25 protein-coding genes are annotated in these 18,989 nt (G+C 70.2%); 14 read left to right on the top strand and 11 right to left on the bottom strand.

Going from position 1 to position 18,989, the window contains the following annotated elements; translation table 11 throughout:
• Positions 1–34: 34 nt before the first annotated feature.
• Complete coding sequence (locus AC1U7O_RS11910) at positions 35–166, bottom strand: hypothetical protein (protein ID WP_479894997.1); 132 nt, start codon at positions 164–166, stop codon at positions 35–37.
• Positions 167–308: 142 nt separating this feature from the next.
• Here AC1U7O_RS11910 and AC1U7O_RS11905 point away from each other — a divergent pair, with 142 nt between their 5' ends.
• A complete protein-coding gene (locus AC1U7O_RS11905) occupies positions 309–1,394 on the top strand; it encodes a response regulator (protein ID WP_479894996.1) in 1,086 nt (361 codons plus the stop codon).
• 178 nt (positions 1,395–1,572) lie between these two features.
• Entirely contained in the window at positions 1,573–2,064 is a 492-nt protein-coding gene (locus AC1U7O_RS11900) for a hypothetical protein (RefSeq protein WP_479894995.1), read from the top strand.
• Positions 2,065–2,133: 69 nt separating this feature from the next.
• Here the strand turns inward: AC1U7O_RS11900 and metH are convergent, their stop codons facing one another.
• Positions 2,134–5,826: a methionine synthase gene (metH, locus tag AC1U7O_RS11895; RefSeq protein WP_479894994.1), complete on the bottom strand. Its 3,693-nt coding sequence runs from the start codon at positions 5,824–5,826 to the stop codon at positions 2,134–2,136.
• Between the two features lie 146 nt (positions 5,827–5,972).
• On the opposite strand from metH, the gene AC1U7O_RS11890 reads away from it, so the two are divergent.
• Positions 5,973–6,773: a hypothetical protein gene (locus AC1U7O_RS11890; RefSeq protein ID WP_479894993.1), complete on the top strand. Its 801-nt coding sequence runs from the start codon at positions 5,973–5,975 to the stop codon at positions 6,771–6,773.
• Positions 6,774–6,779: 6 nt separating this feature from the next.
• Here the strand turns inward: AC1U7O_RS11890 and AC1U7O_RS11885 are convergent, their stop codons facing one another.
• Positions 6,780–7,139, bottom strand: coding sequence for a hypothetical protein (locus AC1U7O_RS11885; RefSeq protein ID WP_479894992.1), 360 nt, complete (start codon positions 7,137–7,139; stop codon positions 6,780–6,782).
• Between the two features lie 113 nt (positions 7,140–7,252).
• Between AC1U7O_RS11885 and AC1U7O_RS11880 the strand changes: the two genes are divergently transcribed.
• Complete coding sequence (locus tag AC1U7O_RS11880) at positions 7,253–7,681, top strand: hypothetical protein (protein ID WP_479894991.1); 429 nt, start codon at positions 7,253–7,255, stop codon at positions 7,679–7,681.
• Between the two features lie 5 nt (positions 7,682–7,686).
• Here AC1U7O_RS11880 and AC1U7O_RS11875 read toward each other — a convergent pair whose 3' ends face one another.
• Both AC1U7O_RS11875 and AC1U7O_RS11870 read right to left on the bottom strand, forming a co-directional pair.
• The gene (locus tag AC1U7O_RS11875) at positions 7,687–7,920 is read right to left on the bottom strand and encodes a putative signal transducing protein (protein ID WP_479894990.1); all 234 of its coding nucleotides are present in this window, start codon (positions 7,918–7,920) and stop codon (positions 7,687–7,689) included.
• A gap of 171 nt (positions 7,921–8,091) precedes the next feature.
• The gene (locus tag AC1U7O_RS11870) at positions 8,092–8,376 is read right to left on the bottom strand and encodes a hypothetical protein (protein ID WP_479894989.1); all 285 of its coding nucleotides are present in this window, start codon (positions 8,374–8,376) and stop codon (positions 8,092–8,094) included.
• Positions 8,377–8,472: 96 nt separating this feature from the next.
• Here AC1U7O_RS11870 and AC1U7O_RS11865 point away from each other — a divergent pair, with 96 nt between their 5' ends.
• Positions 8,473–9,219 carry an iron-containing redox enzyme family protein gene (locus AC1U7O_RS11865; RefSeq protein WP_479894988.1) on the top strand — a complete coding sequence of 249 codons (747 nt, stop codon included), beginning with the start codon at positions 8,473–8,475 and terminating at the stop codon, positions 9,217–9,219.
• Entirely contained in the window at positions 9,216–10,112 is an 897-nt protein-coding gene (locus AC1U7O_RS11860) for a formylglycine-generating enzyme family protein (protein WP_479894987.1), read from the top strand. The genes AC1U7O_RS11865 and AC1U7O_RS11860 overlap by 4 nt, the downstream gene beginning before the upstream one ends.
• Here the strand turns inward: AC1U7O_RS11860 and AC1U7O_RS11855 are convergent.
• The 3 genes from AC1U7O_RS11855 to AC1U7O_RS11845 form a co-directional block, all read right to left on the bottom strand.
• Complete coding sequence (locus tag AC1U7O_RS11855) at positions 10,106–10,765, bottom strand: hypothetical protein (RefSeq protein WP_479894986.1); 660 nt, start codon at positions 10,763–10,765, stop codon at positions 10,106–10,108. The two genes, AC1U7O_RS11860 and AC1U7O_RS11855, sit on opposite strands and share 7 nt — an antisense overlap.
• Complete coding sequence (locus tag AC1U7O_RS11850) at positions 10,762–11,100, bottom strand: hypothetical protein (RefSeq protein ID WP_479894985.1); 339 nt, start codon at positions 11,098–11,100, stop codon at positions 10,762–10,764. Before AC1U7O_RS11850 ends, AC1U7O_RS11855 begins: the two co-directional genes overlap by 4 nt.
• Before the next feature lie 129 nt (positions 11,101–11,229).
• Positions 11,230–11,454 (bottom strand): FmdB family zinc ribbon protein, encoded by a 225-nt coding sequence (locus AC1U7O_RS11845; RefSeq protein WP_479894984.1) that lies wholly within the window; start codon positions 11,452–11,454, stop codon positions 11,230–11,232.
• An 87-nt stretch (positions 11,455–11,541) separates the two neighbouring features.
• On the opposite strand from AC1U7O_RS11845, the gene AC1U7O_RS11840 reads away from it, so the two are divergent.
• Together AC1U7O_RS11840 and hemW are read left to right on the top strand one after the other, a co-directional pair.
• Complete coding sequence (locus AC1U7O_RS11840; RefSeq protein ID WP_479894983.1) at positions 11,542–11,808, top strand: hypothetical protein; 267 nt, start codon at positions 11,542–11,544, stop codon at positions 11,806–11,808.
• 33 nt (positions 11,809–11,841) lie between these two features.
• Entirely contained in the window at positions 11,842–12,954 is a 1,113-nt protein-coding gene (gene hemW, locus AC1U7O_RS11835) for a radical SAM family heme chaperone HemW (protein WP_479894982.1), read from the top strand.
• 13 nt (positions 12,955–12,967) lie between these two features.
• Here hemW and AC1U7O_RS11830 read toward each other — a convergent pair whose 3' ends face one another.
• A complete protein-coding gene (locus AC1U7O_RS11830) occupies positions 12,968–13,324 on the bottom strand; it encodes a hypothetical protein (RefSeq protein ID WP_479894981.1) in 357 nt (118 codons plus the stop codon).
• Between the two features lie 172 nt (positions 13,325–13,496).
• Between AC1U7O_RS11830 and AC1U7O_RS11825 the strand changes: the two genes are divergently transcribed.
• A complete protein-coding gene (locus tag AC1U7O_RS11825) occupies positions 13,497–13,706 on the top strand; it encodes a hypothetical protein (RefSeq protein ID WP_479894980.1) in 210 nt (69 codons plus the stop codon).
• A 25-nt stretch (positions 13,707–13,731) separates the two neighbouring features.
• On the opposite strand, the gene cax is transcribed toward AC1U7O_RS11825, so the two are convergent.
• Positions 13,732–14,823 carry a calcium/proton exchanger gene (cax, locus tag AC1U7O_RS11820; protein ID WP_479894979.1) on the bottom strand — a complete coding sequence of 364 codons (1,092 nt, stop codon included), beginning with the start codon at positions 14,821–14,823 and terminating at the stop codon, positions 13,732–13,734.
• A gap of 56 nt (positions 14,824–14,879) precedes the next feature.
• Between cax and AC1U7O_RS11815 the strand changes: the two genes are divergently transcribed.
• Entirely contained in the window at positions 14,880–15,563 is a 684-nt protein-coding gene (locus AC1U7O_RS11815) for a hypothetical protein (protein ID WP_479894978.1), read from the top strand.
• Positions 15,564–15,639: 76 nt separating this feature from the next.
• Positions 15,640–15,936: an ATP-dependent Clp protease adaptor ClpS gene (locus tag AC1U7O_RS11810; RefSeq protein ID WP_479894977.1), complete on the top strand. Its 297-nt coding sequence runs from the start codon at positions 15,640–15,642 to the stop codon at positions 15,934–15,936.
• Positions 15,937–15,947: 11 nt separating this feature from the next.
• Here the strand turns inward: AC1U7O_RS11810 and AC1U7O_RS11805 are convergent, their stop codons facing one another.
• Positions 15,948–16,256, bottom strand: coding sequence for a hypothetical protein (locus AC1U7O_RS11805; protein WP_479894976.1), 309 nt, complete (start codon positions 16,254–16,256; stop codon positions 15,948–15,950).
• Positions 16,257–16,521: 265 nt separating this feature from the next.
• Between AC1U7O_RS11805 and amrS the strand changes: the two genes are divergently transcribed.
• Genes amrS through AC1U7O_RS11790 form a run of 3 tightly spaced genes read left to right on the top strand, consistent with a single transcriptional unit; the run spans position 16,522 to position 18,898 of the window.
• A complete protein-coding gene (gene amrS, locus AC1U7O_RS11800) occupies positions 16,522–17,598 on the top strand; it encodes an AmmeMemoRadiSam system radical SAM enzyme (RefSeq protein ID WP_479894975.1) in 1,077 nt (358 codons plus the stop codon).
• Positions 17,599–17,651: 53 nt separating this feature from the next.
• Positions 17,652–18,332 carry a DUF3386 family protein gene (locus AC1U7O_RS11795; protein WP_479894974.1) on the top strand — a complete coding sequence of 227 codons (681 nt, stop codon included), beginning with the start codon at positions 17,652–17,654 and terminating at the stop codon, positions 18,330–18,332.
• 38 nt (positions 18,333–18,370) lie between these two features.
• Entirely contained in the window at positions 18,371–18,898 is a 528-nt protein-coding gene (locus tag AC1U7O_RS11790; protein ID WP_479894973.1) for a GlcG/HbpS family heme-binding protein, read from the top strand.
• Positions 18,899–18,989: the final 91 nt, after the last annotated feature.

Genomic DNA, 18,989 nt, shown 5'->3' with positions numbered 1-18,989 from the left:
GGGACGGACAAAGATCAAACCGCGCGGAGCCGCCTCACGGCTCCGTGCCGCCCGCCGGCGGCCGTCCGCGGCGCCGTGCGACGGCCGCGCGCACGGCCAGCAGCGCGACGATCAGCGCGGCGACCCCGGCGGCGAAAAGGTCCTCGTGGGGCAAGAGGTACGGCACGACGCCAGCCTACGCTCCCGCCGGGAAAGAAGCAACCGCGTCCCGCGCGCAACGGCCCCCGCACTTTCAATCCCCGGGGCTTTCTGCTACAACCGAGCGCGGCGTGCCCGGGCCCAGCCCGGCGGCGCCGCTGGCTGGGACGATGGAAGCACCGCGGATCCTCATCGTCGACGACGAGGCCCCGATCCGGACCATGCTGGGCCGGCTGTTGGAAGGCTACGGCTACGCCTGCACGCTGGCCGCCGACGCCGTCGAGGCGCGCACCCGCCTGCGGGAGCGCCCCTTCGCCCTCATCCTCTGCGACGTGAACATGCCGGGGGAGTCCGGCCTGGACCTCGTGACCCACGTCCTGGCCTCCTACCAGGACACCGCGGCGGTGATGGTGACCGGCCTGGACAACCCGCAGCTCGCCACCACCGCGCTGGAACTCGGCGCCTACGGCTACATCATCAAGCCCTTCGAGTCTAACGAGGTGCTCATCAACGTCGTCAACGCGCTGCGGCGGCGCCGGCTGGAAATCGAGACCCGCGCCCATCGGGCGCAGCTCGAACAGACCGTCTCCGCGCGCACGGCGGAGCTCCGCGCCGCCATCGCCCGGCTGGAGCGCGCCGAGCGGGATGTCCGGCAGTCGCGGGAGGAGACGGTCAAGCGGCTGGCCATCGCGGCCGAGTTCCGGGACAACCTGACCGCCAAGCACATCCAGCGCATGAGCCAGTACTGCGCCGTCCTGGCCCGCCGCTACGGGCTCGACGCCGACCGCTGCGAGCTGATCCGGATCGCGAGCCCCATGCACGACATCGGCAAGCTCGGCACGCCCGACCACATCCTGCTCAAGCCCGGCAAGATCACCGACGAGGAGTTCAAGATCATGGCCCAGCACTCCGAGATCGGCTACCGCATCCTGGCGGACTCCGAGGCCGACCTGCTGAAGCTGGCGGCCACGATCGCATGGACCCACCACGAGAAGTTCGACGGCACGGGCTATCCCCGCGGCCTGGAGGGCACGGCGATCCCGCTGGAGGGGCGCATCGCGGCCATCGCCGACGCATTCGACGCCCTCAGCAGCCGCCGCACCTACAAGCCCGCCTACCCCCTCGACCGGACCGTGGACCTGATGAAGGCGCGCCGCGGCAGCCACTTCGACCCGGAGCTGCTCGACCTCTTCCTGACGGACCTGGAGGAGATCGTCGCCATCCGGCAGCGGTACCCCGATGAGCCGCCCGCCTGAGCCACGCCGCCCCCGCCGGGCGGGCGTGGATTTCGATTGACAGCGCGCCCCCCTCCCTGGTACAGTCCCGCCGCGACTCACGCCGGTCGGTCCTCTGGGCTCTCCTGCCAGACCCTGAATCCGGTTCGACACCAGACGGTTTGACGGTCAACCCCTCGACATGGAGGAGGACTGCGCGATGAAGACGTGTGTGTCCCGCAACTGGCTCGGCTACCTCTGCGAGGCCCTGGTGGCGTCGGGCGCGATGCCGACCTGGGAAGCCGCCGACTATTTCACCGAGCACCTGTTCGGCGACTCCCCGAACCCGCGGCTGCATCAGGCCAAGGCCCCCTACGAGGCGATCTCCCGGTTCCTGCAGCGCGTGTACCACCCGATCGTGGAGGCCGCGACGCGGGCCGCGACCCTCCCGGCCGCGTCCATGATCCACATCTTCACGGACATCAGCCTGATCGGCAACTCGGCGGTGCTGGTGGTCTATTTTCCCGGCGGGAACCGCCCGCACCAGCTCCTGCTACTGGACGCGGTGCGGGCCTGGGAGCTGGTGTTTCCCGACGCCGAGGCCTTCAACGCCTGGGCCGAGGAACGGTACGGCTGGATCGAGGCGGCCCTTCAGACCGCGGTGGCCGGCGCGCCTGCCGAGGAGCCGGCGCTGGAAGCCGCCTGCCGGTAAGGCCAGCGTGGAGTCGAGCGTGTTGAGTTGCGCGTTCCGGACTCTGCCGGCTCGCCACTCAACACTCCCTCACGGCTCGTAGTTCAGGTTCGGCCCGAGCCACCGCTCGACGGCGGCCACGTCCATCCCCTTGCGCTTCGCGTAGTCCTCGACCTGGTCGCGGCCGATCTTGCCGACGGCGAAGTAGCGCGCCTCCGGATGGGCGAAGTACAGCCCGCTCACCGAGGAGGCCGGCCACATCGCGTAGCTCTCCGTCAGCCGGATGCCGACGCGCCGCTCCGCCTCCAGTAACTCGAAGAGCAGCCGCTTCTCCGTGTGGTCCGGACAGGCGGGGTAGCCGTGGGCGGGCCGGATACCGCGGTAGCGCTCGCGGATCAGGTCTTCCTGGGTCAAGTGCTCGCCGGCGCCGTAGCCCCAATCCAGCCGGGCCTGCCGGTGCAGGCATTCCGCAAACCCCTCTGCCAGCCGGTCCGCCAGCGCCTTGGCCATGATCGAGCCGTAGTCGTCGTGGTCCGCCTCGAACCGCGCGCAGAGGTCCTCCAGTCCGATCCCGCTCGTCACCGCGAAGGCCCCCAGGTAGTCCGCGAGCCCCGTCTCGCGGGGCGCCAGGTAGTCGGCCAGCGCCAAGTTCGGCTGCCCTTCCGGCTTCTCGCTCTGCTGTCGCAGCGTGTGGAGCGTCGTCAGCACCGCCATGCGCGACTCGTCCCGGTACAGCTCGATATCGTCCCCGACGCTGTTGGCGGGGAAGAAGCCGTACACGCCGCGCGCCGTCAGCCGACGCTCCTTGACGATCTCCGCCAGCAGCCGCTGCGCGTCGGCGAACAGCTCCTTCGCCCTCGCCCCGACCGTGGGGTCCTCCAGAATCTGCGGGTAGCGCCCCCGCAGCTCCCAGGCGTGGAAGAAGGGCGACCAGTCGATGAACGGGAGGATGTCCTCCAGCGGAAAGGGGTCCAGGACCCGTAGGCCGAGGAAGGCGGGCCTGGGCCGGTCCACCGCCCCCCAGTCGAAGACGGCCCGGCGCGCCCGGGCCTCCGCCAGCGTGAGCAGCCGCCGCGTCGTGCGCCCCGCCTCGTGGGCGCGCCGCATCTCCTCCTGCTCCCGCCGCGTGTCCGCGACGAAGCGCGCCCGCTCGTCGGCGCTCAGGAGCCGGCCGACGACCCCGACCGCCCGCGAGGCGTCGAGCACGTGGAGGACGCCCGGCTCGTAGGCCGGGGCGATCTTCACCGCCGTGTGGGCCTTGCTGGTCGTGGCGCCGCCGATGAGCAGCGGCACGTGGAACCCCTCGCGCGCCATCTCGCGCGCGACGTGCACCATCTCGTCGAGCGAGGGCGTGATGAGGCCGCTCAGGCCGATGATGTCCGCCTTGCGCTCCCGCGCGGTCTGGAGGATCTTCTCGCAGGGCACCATCACGCCGAGGTCGATCACCTCGTAGTTGTTGCAGCCCAGGACCACGCCGACGATGTTCTTGCCGATGTCGTGGACATCGCCCTTGACCGTGGCGAGCAGGACCCGGCCCTGCGCCTGCCCCCCGCCCGTGGCGAGCTTCTCCTCCTCCAGGAAGGGCAGGAGGTAGGCCACGGCCTTCTTCATCACGCGGGCGCTCTTGACCACCTGCGGGAGGAACATCTTGCCCGCGCCGAACAGGTCGCCCACGATGTTCATGCCCGCCATGAGCGGCCCCTCGATCACCGCGAGGGGCTTGCCGTACTTGCGCCGCGCCTCCTCCACGTCCGTCTCGATGTGGTCCACGATCCCCTTGACCAGCGCGTGCGAGAGCCGCTCCTCGACCGTCCCCAGCCGCCAGGCCTCGTCCTTGACCGCCGCCTTGTCCTGCTGCTTGACGGTCTCGGCGAAGGCGACGAGGCGCTCGGTGGCGTCCGGCCGGCGGTTGAGCAGGACGTCCTCGACCAGCGTCAGCAGGTCCTTCGGGATCTCCTCGTACACCGCGAGCTGGCCGGCGTTGACGATCCCCATGTCCAGCCCGGCCCGGATCGCATGGTACAGGAAGACCGAGTGCATCGCCTCGCGCACGACGTTGTTGCCGCGGAACGAGAAGGAGATGTTGCTGATGCCGCCGCTGACCTTGCAGAGCGGCAGGGTCGCCTTGATCCGGCGCGTCGCCCCGATGAAGGCGAGGGCGTAGTCGTTGTGCTCCTCGATCCCCGTCGCGACGGTCAGGACGTTCGGGTCGAAGATGATGTCCTGCGGCGGCACGCCCACGACCTCGGTGAGCAGCCGGTAGGCCCGCGTGCAGATCGCGACCTTGCGGTCCTCCCGATCCGCCTGGCCCTGCTCGTCGAAGGCCATCACGACGACCGCGGCCCCGTAGCGGCGCGCGAGCCGCGCGTGGCGCAGGAAGGTCGCCTCGCCCTCCTTCAGGCTGATCGAGTTGACGATCGGCTTGCCCTGGACGCACTGGAGCCCCGCCTCGATCACGTCCCAGTTCGAGCTGTCGATCATGACCGGGACGCGCGCGATGTCCGGCTCCGAGGCGATCAGGTGCAGGAACTGCTGCATCGCCGCCCGGGAGTCCAACAGGCCTTCGTCCATGTTCACGTCGATGATCTGGGCGCCGCCCTCGACCTGCTGGCGCGCGACCGCCAGGGCTTCCTCGTACTCGCCGTTGAGGATGAGCCTGGCGAACTTCGGGGAGCCCGTGACGTTCGTCCGCTCGCCGATGTTGACGAAGTTCATCCCCGGCCGGATCGTGAGCGGCTCCAGGCCGGAGAGGCGCAGCCAGGGCTCGGGCGTCGGGGGCGTGCGCGGCGGACAATCCCGCACCGCCTCGGCGATCGCGCGGATGTGCGCCGGGGTGGTCCCGCAGCAGCCGCCCGCGAGGTTGAGCCATCCGCTCTGCGCGAAGTCGCGGAGATCGGCGGCCATGATCTCCGGCGTCTCATCGAACCCGCCGAAGGCGTTGGGCAGGCCGGCGTTGGGATAGCAGCTCAGCAGGACCGGCGCGATTTCCGCCAGCTCCGCCACGTAGGGGCGCATCTGCTTGGCGCCGAGGGCGCAGTTGATGCCCACGCTGAGCAGCGGCATGTGGGCGATCGAGTTCCAGAAGGCCTCGACGGTCTGCCCGGAGAGCGTCCGGCCGCTGCGGTCCGTGATCGTCACCGACACCATCACGGGCACGCGCCGACCGGTCTCCTCGAAGTGCCGGTCGATCGCGAAGAGGCAGGCCTTGAGGTTCAGCGTGTCGAACACGGTCTCGCACAGCAGCACGTCGGCGCCGCCGTCGAGCAGACCGCGGACCTGTTCCGTGTAGGCCTCGACCAGCTCGGTGAACGTGACGGCGCGGAAGGCGGGGTTGTTCACGTCCGGCGACATGGAGGCCGTCCGGTTGGTCGGTCCGATCGCACCGGCGACGAAGCGCGGCCGCGAGGGATCCTGGGCCGTGACCGCGTCGGCCGCCCGGCGCGCGAGCCGCGCGCCGGCCGCGTTCAGCTCGTAGACCAGCGGCTCCAGGCCGTAGTCCGCCATCGAGATGCGGGTCGAGTTGAAGGTGTTCGTCTCGATGATGTCGGCGCCGGCGTCCAGATAGGCCCGATGCACCTCCTCGACGATCTGCGGCTGGGTGAGGCAGAGGAGGTCGTTACAGCCCTTCAGGTCGCGCGGGTGGTCGGCGAAGCGGTTCCCGCGGAACGCCGCCTCGTCGAGGCGATAGGTCTGGATCATCGTCCCCATCGCCCCGTCCAGCACGGCGATCCGCCGCCGCAGAACCTCCCGCAACTGCTCGGCTCTCGTCGCTTCACGTTTCATCGCTGCGCCCGTCACCTCCCCCGCGTCACGGCCCGAAGATCGGTCACTATACTGGATCGGTCCGCGTCGGGCAAGGCGACAGCCGCCGACTCCGTCGCCTTGACAACGTCCCGACCCGCCGTTACGATGGCCCTGGTCGGTTCAGGATGACACCCGCACCCGCCATGCCGTCGCCGGTCCCGCGCATCGTCCTCGCCCTGTGCCTGACGCTGGCCTGCGCGTCGGCGCTTCGCCCCGCGCCGGTCACGGCCTCCCCCTATTTCGAAGACGGGTACCTCGGTCTGACCCAGGCGGAGCTGCGGGAGAAGCTCGGCCCGCCCCACGCCGTGCGGGACCGCAAGGCGGCGCTGCGCGTGTTCAACTACTACAGCTTCGCCGACTGGGAGAAGTTCTACAAGAAGCTGATCTCCCCGCAGAACGGCGAAGACGTCTACAACTACAAGCGGGACGGCGTGGACATCCGCTATTCCTTCAGCTACGTGCGGGACCTGACCGACCATTCCGATTTCCCGACGCTCTCCGTGAGCCTGGTGGACATCGAGTTCTCGCCGCCGGTCCCGATCGAGCGCATCCCGAAGCTCGTGCCGGAGTTCCGGCCTTCCGAGGACCCTGCGGCGCCGGCCTTCCGCTCGAACCTCTGGGTGCTGCTCTTCAAGGGCCCCCCGTCGCCGGAGGCCCGGGCCCTGGTCCGCGAGCGCAACAAGGACCGGCTGGACTGGTCGTTGGCCTACCAGCTCTTCTCGCTGCAGGGGCTGCCGGACTTCCTGACGACCCAGGCCCTGATCGACCGGATGGAGATCAGCGTCCAGAGTCTGGAGATGGCCAAGCGGCGCGCGAAGCTGACCCACGAGCCGATCATGAACCCCTACTCCAAGGAGTTCGCCGACCGTCCCGCCCCGCCGCCGCCGCCCATGAAGAAGATTCCCGTCCCCAAGTACGCCGAGTAGCCGGACTCACTCCTCCGCAAACTTCAGGTCGGAGGCGTCCGCCAGCGAGAGGTAAGGCTCGCCCCACTGGTTTCGGCTGTCGAGGTCCCACGCCTCGTCCTGCGCGACGGGCTTGAGCCGGAGGCCCCAGTTCCCGCCGTACACCAGGTAGGCCAGGCCGGCGCCGGAATCCTCGACGACCCGCGCGTAGGCCGGGCAGGTCGGCTCGTCCGGGTCGTCGCGCCAGCCCGTGACCCAGCACCATTCGCCGCGGCTGTCCCGGTCGAAGCAGCGCACCTGCACGACCCGCCGCGCCGGGCCGATCGCCTTGAACCGCGCGAACACCGGCCGCTCGCAGTTGGGGTTGCCGTCCACCTCGACGAACATTCTTCCTCCCTTATCTCCCAACCCGCGGAGCGGGAGGCGCGGACGCGACGGACCGCCTCCCGCTCCGTCACACGCCTTGACGCTCCGAGTCGCCGTCCGATAGACTGCCGCCCATGTCGCTCCGCACCGAAACCCGCGACGCGCCGCTGGCCGCCGACCTCACACCGGCCGCGCCGGCTCCCGACGCCCAGCCGCAGGCCCCTTCGCCCCCCAAGCCGTTCCTCTGCCGTCCGCGCGTCCGCCTGACCCTCTACGCCATCTTCGCCCTGCTGTTCGCGGCGATGCTCGCCTGGCGGTACGCCCCGATCCTCCTGGACCCGACCTTCGAGAAGCATATCCGGGACAAGCGGGTCGTGGTCGGCATGACCAGGGAGCAGGTGCTCCAGGCCTGGGGGGGCCCCTATACGATCAACGTGAGCTACACCAAGGACGGGCTGAGACGCGAGGAGTGGATCTACGAGGATTGGCGGAGCCCCTCAGACGTCAGCCACCGCTATCTCTACTTCGAGGAGGGGGTCCTCATCGCCGGCTGGTACAAGTAGGGCCGTCAGCCGGCCTCGTCCGCCCGGTCGGAGGCCGCCAGCCCGGCCAGCAGAGTGCCCGCCCGGTCCAGGTCCCAGTCCTCGACCATGACCACGCAGGCCGCGAAGGGAACGCCGGGGAGCAGACTGCCGAGGTGCTCGTTCTGCACGAAGTAGCCGATGCCGTTCCCATCGAGCAGGCTTTTGATCAGCGCCAGCTCGCCCACGTCCTGCGGCTCGATGAGCTTGACCTTGGCCATGGACGCTCTCCCGGACGGTCGGCCCGGCCACACCCATTCTACGAGGGGCCGGCCCCCCTCGCAAGCGATGATCTTCGTTGATTTTTCCGGGGACGGCTCGTAGACTAGCGCCTTTGGGGGCGGGGCACCAGGCCCGTGCCGGGCGGCGCGGGGCGCGGACCGGGGGACCGGTCAGGGGGTTTCGGTGATCTGGACGCGACGCTCCTTGCCCGGCCCGCCCGAGACGGTCAACACCCGCTTCCACTCCCGCACCTGGTAGAGGGCCCAGGCGTTGGCCCGGCCCTTGTAGAAGGCGTCGGGGTCCTCGCCGCTGGCGTTGAGGTAGATGGGTTCGGTGAATCCCTCGTCCAGCGCATAGTCCAGCAGGCAGTCCGTGGTGAAACCCTTCCCCCGCAGCGACACATCCGCGAGGAAGTCGAGGATGGCCTCGGGGTTCTGAAGCGTGATCGGTTCCATGGGAGGATCGTCGCCGGGTCGCGCGCATTCTAGCGGCCGAGCGTGTACAATGCAAGCAGATGCGCCGCCGGCGCGCCCGTCACACGAGGTGGCCTGGTGAAAAAGCTCTCGCCCGAACAGTTCCGCGACCGCCTGCTCTCCGTCATGGACCGCAAGAACCACTGGGCGTGGCCCTACTTCAGCAGCAACAAGATCACGCGCGACCAGCTCAAGATCCACTTCCGCCAGGAGTACGCGGTGTACGTGCGGGACTTCCCCGTCCTCCTGGCGCGGACCTACGGCAAGAACCCGCCCCGCGAGGTCCGCAGCCTGCTGGCCAAGAACATCTACGAGGAGGACACGGGCGGACTGTCGCTCGGCCGGCCCCATCCCGAGCTGTTCCTGACCATGATGATGGGGCTGGGCTTCGCCCGGAGCGAGTTCCGGGACGTGGAGCTGCTCTCCGCGAGCCGTGTCTACCGCGAATGGCTGGACTGCGTCACCATGGAGCGCGACTGGGTGACGGGCGTCGCGGTCCTGACGATCTTCGTTGAGGGCAGCGTCAACGACCGTCAGGAGATCCTGCACGGCTCGAAGCCGAAGACGCCCGCCGAGATCGAAGACCTGGTGATGAAGCATCCCCTCGTTCAGTACCAGGGGCTCGCCCCGGAGTACATGGACCTCGTCCGTGCCCACCACATGGTCGAGCCGGGGCACCGGCAGGCCGCCTACCAGATCATCCTGGCCCACGCCGTCGAGGCCGAGCAGCAACAGGCGGTCCTCGACGCCCTCAACGAAGCCCTCACGCACTGGCTCTACTTCCGCGACGGCATCGCACGCTGCTGCGGACTCCGGGAAGCGTGACGCCGCGCCGCCTCCTGGCGGCCCTCGTCATGGCGGTCCAGCTCACGGCTGCCGCGGGCTCGACGCCGGCCTCGTCGTCCGCCACTTCCCCCGACATGGTCCTGATCCCCGCGGGCGACTTCCTCATGGGCAGCCCCGCGGGGGCCGGCGGGTTCGACGACGAGTCGCCGCAGCGGCTGGTCTACCTGAGCCCCTTCTGGATCGACCGCCGCGAGGTCACCAACGGGGCCTACGAGCGCTTCGTCCGCGCGACCGGCCACCGTCCCCCTGCCAACCCGAACCCCGCCGCCACGCTCTGGGAGCACGGCGCCCCGCTGGCGGGGATAGCCGACCATCCGGTCGTCAACGTGAGCTGGGACGACGCCCTGGCCTACTGCCGCTGGGCGGGCAAGCGCCTGCCGACGGAGGCGGAGTGGGAGAAGGCGGCGCGCGGCACGGACGGCCGCCGCTATCCCTGGGGCGACGCATGGGACCCGAGCCGCGCCAACAGCGCGAGCTACTGGGTCGGCCGGACCGTCGAGTTCAAGGACCGCGAGGACTGGCTGGACTTCTGGGTCAGGGGAGAGGGCGCGCGGATCGCCAAGGAGCGGGGCGTCAAGGGCGAGGTGCTGACCTTGCCCGTCGGGTCGCTGCCGGCCGGGGCGAGCCCCTACGGGCCGCTCGACATGGCGGGGAACGCCTCGGAGTGGGTAGCGGACTGGTACGAGCCCTACGCCTATCTCAAGGCCCCGCCCGCCGATCCCCAGGGCCCCGACGGCGTCCTGCTGAAGGTCGTCCGGGGCGGCTCCTGGCTCAAGCCGGCGAAGAGCATGCGGACGACGGACCGGGACTACGGCTTTCCCGCCGACCGGGCCAGCGGGACCGGGTTCCGCTGCGCCCGGGACGACTACTGATCCTGGAAATAGAGGTAATCCAGCCGCTCGACCAGCACCACCGGCATGATGAGCCCGCGGCCCGTCTCGCCGTGCGCCATGTCGTAGACGATGGACTCCTCCGGCACGAGCCGGCCCGTCATGGCGACCGCGATCGTGACCGTCCCGCCGGCCGCCTGCTTCGTTTTCAGGAATTCCTTCAGCGCCGGCGGCGGGCCCGCCACCAGGGTCGCGGGCAGCCCCTCGGGTTTGAAGCGGACCAGCCCCCAGGCGGTGGGGATCATCCGCGGGCCGATCGCCACCCGGTAGCCGCCGAGCGCGGCCTCGTAGCCCGACAGTTCGCCGTCCCAGAGGAAGGTCACGCGCCGGCCGAGGCCGGCCTTGCCCGCCCGCGCGGCGTCCCGCTCGCGGTTCAGGGCAAACAGCCGCGCGTCGTGGCTTCCCTCGTGGTGACCGAGCACAGTCCCCCAGTCCGGCGGCTGGCCGTCCAGCTCCGCCAGGAACCGCTCGATCGCCTGCGGCTCCTCCAACAGGGTCGTCTCCGGCGGGATGGCCCGCTCGGTCTCGTGCTTGGCGAGCCCGATCAGGGGGCGCGTACCGGACGGCTCCGCCCCGGAGAAGGCCGGGACGATCAGGAAGAGGACCGCGGCGAGCAGGGTGCGAGCGCCGGTCATGGAGTGGGAGCCTCCTTCAGAAGCGCGGCGAAGGTCTCCGCCAGGGCCGCAGCGGCCGGATGGTCCGAGCCGATCACCCCGGCCTCGACCAGGACCGCGACCCGCGGCGCCGGGTCCAGCCGCCGGAGCGAAGCCCGGTCCAGGGCCCGGCTCGATTCCAGCACTTGGCGGTAGGTCGCGAGCCAGGACTCGGTGACGGCCTGGAGCCCCCGATCGCTCGGCTGCATCTTTCCGAGCCGGACCTGGGGGACCAGTTTGACGAGGGGATCGGTCCGCGAGAGCGTCTGGATCGCCCGCTGCAGGATCTGGTCGGCAGTCTCCGTCATCTCGGTCATGGGGCCTCCGCCGCCTCGCGAGGGGGCATCCTCGCCGAGCCGATCCGCCGATCGCCAGGAGGCGCTGCGGAAGGCCTTCGCGCCCACCTGCCGGTCCGACGGCCGACCCGCCCCGCCGGCGCGGCGGCCTCAGTTCATCGAGCAGGCGCCGGGCCCGCGCGGGTCGCCGCAGCTTCCGCAGGCCCCGCCGCCCGACGCCAGGGGAGGCGCGCCCGTCGCGCCGACCGCGAAGGCGGAGATCTGCTTCTCCAGCCTGGTGGCGCGACAGGCCGGACAGGCGGGGACGGTCGCGCCGTTGACGATCAGCTCGAACCGGTGGTTGCATTCCCGACACAGGTATTCGAAGATGGGCATGGATTCCCTCTCAGTGATCGTGACGGGGCCATTATAGAGAGCGGCCCGCCCGGCTTCAACGGGCGGCCGGCTCGGCGCGGAGGGTGCATGTTTCAGGAAGAGCGGGAGTTCCGGCTGCGATTCAGCCTGGAGGCGGCGTTCCCGGAGGACTACGAGGGCGAGGAGGACAACTACGCCTGGCTCCGCGACTGGGATCAGCGGATCAAGCCCGAACTGCTGAAGCTCATCTTCGAGACCCTGCGACGCCACCCCTCCTGGACGGCGCGCGTCCGCAACCGCGGCGCCGCCCCGACGGACGAGGTCGAGATCGTGCTGACGAAGGACGTGGCGGGCCCCCTCCCGAAGCTGAACTGACCGGCGGCGGGCTCGCCCGGACCGGAACACCCCATGGCGCTCGGCCTCTACCTCCATGTCCCCTTCTGCGTCGCCCGGTGCCACTTCTGCGCCTTTTCCTTGGAGATCCACCGCGAGGACCGCGTCCTGGTCTACCTGGCGGCCCTGGATCGGGAGATCGCCCGGCACGCGGCGCATGGAACCCTCGCCGGGCGGGTCCTGGAGACGATCTACGTCGGCGGGGGCACGCCGACGACGCTCGCCCCCGACCAGCTCGCCGACATCCTGGACCGGCTCCACGAGCGGTTCGACGTCGCCCCCGATGCCGAGATCACCGTCGAGGCCCACCCCGACTCCGTCACGCCGGAGGGGCTCGGCCGGCTCGTCGCGGCCGGGTTCAACCGGATCAGCCTCGGCGTCCAATCCATGGACGCCGACGCCCTGGTCCGGGTCGGCCGCCGGACCGCGCCGGACCGGACGCGGGTCGCCGTCGCGGCGGCGCGGGCGGCCGGGTTCGCCAACCTCAACTTGGACCTGATCTACGGGCTGCCCGGGCAGGGCCCGGCGGACTGGCGCGCGACGCTGGAGGCGGCGCTGGCCCTTCAGCCAGACCATCTGGCCGCCTACGCGCTCACGATCGAGGAGCGGACGCGGCTCGCGGTGGACGCGCGGCGCGGTGAGGCCGTGGAGCCGGACCCGGAGGCGCAGCTCGCGATGGAGGAGGAGACCGCGTCGCGGCTGGCCCACGCCGGCTTCGAGCGGTACGAGATCTCGAACTGGTGCCGGCCCGGCTTCGCCTGCCGCCACAACCTGCTCTACTGGCGGGACGGCGAGTACCTGGGCCTGGGGCCGAGCGCCCAGTCCTATCTGGACGGCCGCCGGTTCGGAAACCAGGAGTCGCTCGCGGACTGGCGGCGGGCGCTGGACGCCGGGGCCTCGCCCGTCGCGGAGTCGGAACGGCTGGACGCCGCGCGGCGACGTCGCGAGGCGCTCGTCTTCGGCCTGCGCCTGACGGAGGGCCGGGCGGCGAGCGAGGTGCCGCCGGAGGCGGGCGAAGCGGTGGACCGGCTCGTCGCGGCCGGCCTCCTGGAGGAGCGGGCGGGCCGTATCCGGCTCACGGACCGTGGGCGGCGCTACGCCGACTCGGTGGCGGTGGAGCTGCTGTGACCGCGGGGCGGCGCTATCGGGCGAGCAGGTAGTGTAAGGCCGTGTCGGCCAGGATCGCCGCCCAGGCCGAGGCGTTCAGCGCGACGAGCGAGCGGTCCCGGCTCCAGACGTGGAAGAGGGCCAGGGCGAGGGCGAGCTGGGTGAGCAGCGAGAACGGCCGGTGAAGATGGGCGGACACGACGCCACGCTCGCTCGCGAGGGCCGCCACCGCCGCGAGCAGGTAACAGCCGAGCGCCGCGGCCTGGAGCCAGACGGTCTTCCGATCGTCCGCCCGGCGGACGACCCGGACCATGGCCCAGGTGAGGCAGACGACCACGACCAGCAGGAGCAGCGGGAAGAGCGGCCAGAGCACCTTGGCGCTGAGCACCATCCGGGCCTCCGCGGGATCGGGACGCGGCCGACTCTAGCAGCCGCCCCCGGCCGAGTCAACGCTGAACGACCACGGGGGCGCGCTCCCCGTCCCGCCGCCCGCCCCTTGACAGGGGCACGGGAAGGGCGGTAGGAAACCCTCTAGACACCAGGGCCCGTCCCACGAGGTCGCCATGCCGGTCAACATGGATCCATCCAAGAAGCGCGTCCGGCCGCCGTCCCCCGAGGCCGAGCCGGCCTCCCCTGCGGCCGCTCCGCCGTCCGAGGCCCAGGCGAAGCCCCGCCCCAAGAACCCCGACGAGCCGGATGAGGTAGACCTGGCCGAGAAGGAGTGGAAGCACCTCTGGGAGGCCACCGAGGTGATCGACATGGACAAGTGGTGAGCCGGCCCCCGCGCCCGAGGGCGCGTCAGGCCGGGAGGAAGTAGAACGCGATTGCGAGCATGAGATAGACCCCCACCAGCATCATCCCCTCCATCCAGTGGGACTCCCCGTCCATCGCCACGAACCCCACCACCAGCACGGAGATCGTCACCGCCGCCACCTCGAAGGGCGTGAAGATCAGGTCCAGCGGCATGCCGGTCAGGTAGCTCGCGAAGACCAGGACCGGCGCGACGAACAGCGCGATCTGCAGGCTGGAGCCCATGGCGATGCCCAGCGCCAAGTCCATCTTGTTCTTCATGGCGACCAGCACGGCCGTCGAATGCTCGGCCGCGTTACCGACGAGCGCCACCAGGATGACGCCGACAAAGACCTGGGTGAGCCCCAGCGCCTCGGCGGCCGGCTCGATGGCGCCGACGAGCAGCTCGCTCATCACGGCCACGGCCAGGGTCGTCCCGGCCAGGACCCAGAGGGCCTTGGCCTTGCTCCACGGGCGGTCGCCGGACTGCTCCGCCCCCTCGCCCTCCTCCCCCGCGAAGAGGTGCTGGTGGGTCCGGAGGGAGAAGACCAGGTTGAGCAGGTAGATCGCGAAGAGGACGAGGGCGATCTCCAGGCTCACCTCGCGCTCCACCTCGATTCCCTGCTGCGGGGCCGTCCAGTGGAAGAGGGCGGGAATCACCAGGCCGATGGCCGAGAGCAGGAGCAGGCTGGCGCCGGTGCCCGCCGCCGTCCGGTTGAACCGCTGGCGCTCGTACCGGACCCCGCCCACCGCCATGGACAGGCCGAGCACGAGCAGCGCGTTGCCGATGATGGAGCCGGTGAGGGAGGCCTTGACGACGTCGTGCAGGCCGTCCTTGAGCGCGACGAGCGCGATGATCAGCTCCGCCGCGTTGCCCAGCGAAGCGTTCAGCAGCCCGCCGAGCCCCGCTCCGACGTGGGTCGCCAGGTGCTCGGTCGCCCGGCCCATGAGGCCCGCCAGCGGCACGATCGCCAGGGCGGAGGTCAGGAAGACGGCGGTGGGATCGGCGTGGCCCAGCTCGAGCGCGACTGCGGCCGGGATGAAGAGGGAGAGGGCGCGCCAGACCCAGGCCGTCCAGGAGGGGGATCCGTGTTTCGTCATGGGTGGAGCCGCATGCGCCTCACGAGGGGCGTCACGGTACCACAGAGGCGGCCGCCTTGTCACTGAACCCGCCTGGCCGCCGGGCCCTCTACTATCCCTTCCACCTCTGCCACGAGCGGACGCTCGCGCGCCTGCTGGAAGACTACGCGTCGGTCCACTTTCGCGACTTCATGGCCCTCCAGGTCACGCCGTTGACCGGAACCACGGCCCATGCGGACCGGATGGGCGATGCCCACCCGGCGCTCGTCGCCGCCGGCCGTCTCGTCCAGGGCCACGCGGTCAGCGGTCCGCCGGACGCGGCCCTGATCGCCGCGATCGACCGCGACCTGGCCGACCCGACATGGCGGGGCCTGTTCCACCGGGCCTTGCTCGACGACCGCCGGTTCCAGCGGGGGCTCTTCGAGCTGACCCACAGCATGAGGATCGGCTCGACGCTCGTCCCGGGCCCTGCGGCGCTGTTGCGGCTCACCGAGTCGGCGCGGCGGGATGCGCCCTGCTCCTGGCGACGGCTGACGGAGCTGAGCGGCAGGCGCCTGGACCTCGAAGCCGGCTACGAGCATGAGTACGCGCTGGCCCTGGTGAAGACCTCCGCATCTCTGGCCTGGACCGTCCGGCTCTGCCTCGCACAGGAACTGGAGGCCGTGACCGATTCGCGGCCGCACTTCGACCTGTTGACGCGCAGTCTGGATCGAGACGGGACCGCCCTGGCCAATCGTTGGATCGCGCGCGAGGGCTATTGAGGCCGCTTGGCAGAGGATCGCGGCGCGGGACCGGCTCGCTTGGCAAGCCGGGAGCGGGGTTGATAGAATACGGCCCATGGCCGACGGCGGCATGACCGTTGTCCTTCCGGACACTCGCGAAGAGCAGGGCACGGGGGCGGGCGACAACCTCGAGGCGCGGGTCGTCGTCTACAACTGCAACTGCCACACCTATCAGCAGGTGATCCAGCTCTTCTGCGAGGCGATTCCGGGAATGAACCCGGCCCGCGCCTTCGAGCTGGCCTGGAAGATCGACCACGAAGGCAGCGCGACCGTCTACGAAGGACCCTGGGGCACGGCCGAGGGCATCGCACGGTACCTCGCGGGCGGCGGCCTGCGGGTGGCCGTCCAGTAGCCCTCGACCGGTCAGCGGTGGGAGCGCTTCCGCCCCGCCTTGCCGGAGGCGGGAAGGCGGCGGGACGGGCGGGCGGCGGACCTGGCACGCTTGCGGGCGATGCGCTTGAGCGCAACGGCGGCTTCCGGTTTCGGATGCGGCGAGGGCCAGGCGGGCAGACGCCCCCGCTTCTTCAGGGTCGCGCCGCTGTAGACCCGGACTTGATAGAGTTCGAAGAGGCGCTCGATGGCCTTCGGGTCGCCCTTTCGGGCCAGGTTCAGCAGCCGACGCCGCTGATTCATCTCTTCCTCTTCCGTATGGGAAGCCGCCCGTCGTTCCATCCCGCCCGTCCTTTCTCAGTCAGGTTGGCATCATCCCTCGGAAAGCGGGCTTCCGCTCCCAGGGAAACGGAGGCGTATTATACCCCTCAAATGGCCGATTGTCAGCAGGAAAACGCGGCAACCCCATGAAATAGTGAGGGTTTGCGGCGAGACCATGGCAACACATTGATAATGCTTGACTTTTGTGCCACAACCTGAAGGGGATGGACCGGCCGCCCCGCCCAGATTTGCGCGACCATCGGCCGCCGCCTATAATTTTGCCGCCATGCCCCTTCCGACGACAGCCGCCGCCACCTTCCTCAACCGGCTCAAGCCCTACACCAGGGACGCCGATCCCGAGCTCTATGAGTCTCGACCGGACAGGGGGGAAGTCGTTTGTCTGGCCTGCGGCCACCGGTGCGTGATCCGGGACGGCCGCGCCGGCATCTGCAAGGTGCGGGTCAACGAGGGGAACCGCCTGCTCGTCCCCTGGGGCTACGTCGGCGCGCTGCAGTGCGACCCGATTGAAAAGAAGCCGTTTTTCCACGTGCTCCCCGGCGCCGCCGCCCTCAGCTTCGGCATGCTGGGCTGCGATTATCACTGCGGGTACTGCCAGAACTGGCTCACCTCGCAGGCGGGCCGGGACCCGGACGCCATCGGGTCCATCACGCCCCTCGCTCCGGAGCGGCTGGTCGCCCTGGCAGTGGAGGCAGGCGCACCGGTCATCGCCAGCACTTACAACGAGCCCCTCATCACGACGGAGTGGGCGCTGGACATCTTTCGGCTCGCCAAGGCGCGTGGCCTCCGCACCGCCTACGTCTCCAACGGCAACGGGACACCCGAGGTCCTCGCCCACATCCGGCCCTGGGTGGACTGCTACAAGGTGGACCTCAAGGGCTTCTCCCAGGAGGAGTACCGCAAGCTCGGAGGGCAGCTCGCCGGCGTCCTGGACACGATCCGACGACTGGTCGCCCTGGGCTTCTGGGTGGAGGTCGTGACGTTGATCGTCCCCGGCTTCAACGACAGCGAGCAGGAACTCTCGGCCATGACGGAATTCCTCACCTCGGTCTCCCCGGACCTGCCCTGGCACGTCACGGCCTTCCACAAGGACTACAAGATGCTGGAGCCCGACAACACCAGCGCGCGGGCGCTCATCCGGGCGGCCGACATCGGCCGGCGGAGCGGGCTCCGGTTTGTCTATGCCGGCAACCTGCCGGGACGCGTCGGCCCCTACGAGCATACGTGGTGCCCGGGCTGCAGCATGGCCGTCATCGAGCGGTCCGGGTATCGGATCCTGCGCACCGCGCTCACGGACGGGGCCTGCTCCCGCTGCGGGACGACGATTCCCGGGTTGTGGAGCTAGGCGGCGCCACCCTATAATGCCCACTCACCGCCCCAACGGAAGGAGCACCGACCATGGCACATGACGCCCCCAAGACCGACGTGAAAGACGATCCGGCCGCCCGCGAACTGCTGCGCCGGGCCTTCGAGAACACCGCCCGCTGGCAGGCGGGCTTCAAGGGCTTCACGGCCGACCTGACGGTCAACGTCAACGGCAAGGAAGTGAAGGGCGGCGTGACGGTGAAGGGCCCGCGCGACCTGTCCGTGTCCCTGCCGGACGCGGATATTCAGAAATGGGCCGAGAACCAGATCGGGATGATCGCCGTCCATCGCGGGCCGCGGAGCTTCGAGGAGTCGGACGGCAAGTACGCGCTCACGCTGGGCGACGACGGCGGCCACCCCCTCGGCCGGCGCCTCGACATCCACGGCGACGGCATGCACTCCTTCTACCGGATCAAGGACGACCGCATCCTGCAGATCAACCGGAAGATGGGCCATGCCGGCATGCCGCCCTTCGCCTTCACCATCAACGTCGAGGACAGCATGGTGACGAAGGAGGGCAAGTTCCTGACGACGCGCTACACCGTCTATTACTATTCACCGCAGGACGGGAAGCTGACCAACGTCGAGAGCTTCACCGACACGCACGTCCGCGTGGACGCCTCCGACCTTCCCGCCACCAGGCGGATCATCGCCTTCGAGAACGGCGAGGTGACCGTCCGGAGCCTGACCTTCACGAATCACCGGATGCTGTGAGCAACCGGCGGCCCGTTCCACAACCCGATGGGAGGATGATGATGCGATCCATCCTGATCTCCGGCGCGCTCGCGGCCCTCCTCGTCCTGGGAGCCTTCCCTTCCGCCCCGCGGGCCGACGACCTGCCGCGCGAAGCGACGCTGCCGCTCGCGCTGGCCATCAAGGCCGCGACGGCGGCCGTCGAGAAGTGCATGCAGGACGGATACAGGGTGAGCGCCGCGGTCGTGGACCGGGGCGGCGTGGTGCGGGCGTTGCTGCGGGGCGACGGGGCCGGCCCCCACACCGTCGACAGCAGCAGGAAGAAGGCCTACACGGCGGCGAGCCTCGGCCGGCCGACCAGCGAGCTGGGCGAGCTGCTGGTGAAGATGCCCCACCTGCAGGCGCTGCGGGAGATGAACGATCAGGTCCTGATCCTGGGCGGCGGGCTGCCGATCCAGTTCGGCAACGAGACCGTCGGCGGGATCGGCGTCGGCGGGGCGCCCGGCACGCAGCTCGACGACGCCTGCGCCCAGGCCGGCCTCGACGCCATCGGCGCGGCGAAGAAGGCGCCGGCGCAGGCCAAGTAGCCGACGCGACGCCGGCTCCCTGCCCTCCACGATTCCCAGCTTCCCCTGCTGGAGAATTGCAAACCCACCCCTCTGGAGTTCGTGCACGACA

The sequence above is a fragment of the Candidatus Nitrospira neuquenensis genome (genome assembly GCF_979578155.1).
The sequence above is the reverse complement of the archived record's forward strand: the minus strand, read 5'-3'. Positions and strand labels throughout refer to the sequence as shown.

Bases quoted from the DNA above. Each gene is read 5' to 3' on its own strand.
- cax (WP_479894979.1), bottom strand. From the start codon at position 14,823: ATGACGAAACACGGATCCCCCTCCTGGACGGCCTGGGTCTGGCGCGCC.
- AC1U7O_RS11875 (WP_479894990.1), bottom strand. From the start codon at position 7,920: ATGGCCAAGGTCAAGCTCATCGAGCCGCAGGACGTGGGCGAGCTGGCG.
- AC1U7O_RS11890 (WP_479894993.1), top strand. From the start codon at position 5,973: ATGACACCCGCACCCGCCATGCCGTCGCCGGTCCCGCGCATCGTCCTC.
- hemW (WP_479894982.1), top strand. From the start codon at position 11,842: ATGGCGCTCGGCCTCTACCTCCATGTCCCCTTCTGCGTCGCCCGGTGC.
- AC1U7O_RS11805 (WP_479894976.1), bottom strand. From the start codon at position 16,256: ATGGAACGACGGGCGGCTTCCCATACGGAAGAGGAAGAGATGAATCAG.
- metH (WP_479894994.1), bottom strand. From the start codon at position 5,826: ATGAAACGTGAAGCGACGAGAGCCGAGCAGTTGCGGGAGGTTCTGCGG.
- AC1U7O_RS11905 (WP_479894996.1), top strand. From the start codon at position 309: ATGGAAGCACCGCGGATCCTCATCGTCGACGACGAGGCCCCGATCCGG.
- AC1U7O_RS11840 (WP_479894983.1), top strand. From the start codon at position 11,542: ATGTTTCAGGAAGAGCGGGAGTTCCGGCTGCGATTCAGCCTGGAGGCG.
- AC1U7O_RS11855 (WP_479894986.1), bottom strand. From the start codon at position 10,765: ATGACCGGCGCTCGCACCCTGCTCGCCGCGGTCCTCTTCCTGATCGTC.
- AC1U7O_RS11900 (WP_479894995.1), top strand. From the start codon at position 1,573: ATGAAGACGTGTGTGTCCCGCAACTGGCTCGGCTACCTCTGCGAGGCC.
- AC1U7O_RS11870 (WP_479894989.1), bottom strand. From the start codon at position 8,376: ATGGAACCGATCACGCTTCAGAACCCCGAGGCCATCCTCGACTTCCTC.
- AC1U7O_RS11850 (WP_479894985.1), bottom strand. From the start codon at position 11,100: ATGACCGAGATGACGGAGACTGCCGACCAGATCCTGCAGCGGGCGATC.
- AC1U7O_RS11885 (WP_479894992.1), bottom strand. From the start codon at position 7,139: ATGTTCGTCGAGGTGGACGGCAACCCCAACTGCGAGCGGCCGGTGTTC.
- AC1U7O_RS11810 (WP_479894977.1), top strand. From the start codon at position 15,640: ATGGCCGACGGCGGCATGACCGTTGTCCTTCCGGACACTCGCGAAGAG.
- AC1U7O_RS11880 (WP_479894991.1), top strand. From the start codon at position 7,253: ATGTCGCTCCGCACCGAAACCCGCGACGCGCCGCTGGCCGCCGACCTC.
- AC1U7O_RS11845 (WP_479894984.1), bottom strand. From the start codon at position 11,454: ATGCCCATCTTCGAATACCTGTGTCGGGAATGCAACCACCGGTTCGAG.
- AC1U7O_RS11830 (WP_479894981.1), bottom strand. From the start codon at position 13,324: ATGGTGCTCAGCGCCAAGGTGCTCTGGCCGCTCTTCCCGCTGCTCCTG.
- AC1U7O_RS11795 (WP_479894974.1), top strand. From the start codon at position 17,652: ATGGCACATGACGCCCCCAAGACCGACGTGAAAGACGATCCGGCCGCC.
- AC1U7O_RS11790 (WP_479894973.1), top strand. From the start codon at position 18,371: ATGATGCGATCCATCCTGATCTCCGGCGCGCTCGCGGCCCTCCTCGTC.
- amrS (WP_479894975.1), top strand. From the start codon at position 16,522: ATGCCCCTTCCGACGACAGCCGCCGCCACCTTCCTCAACCGGCTCAAG.
- AC1U7O_RS11825 (WP_479894980.1), top strand. From the start codon at position 13,497: ATGCCGGTCAACATGGATCCATCCAAGAAGCGCGTCCGGCCGCCGTCC.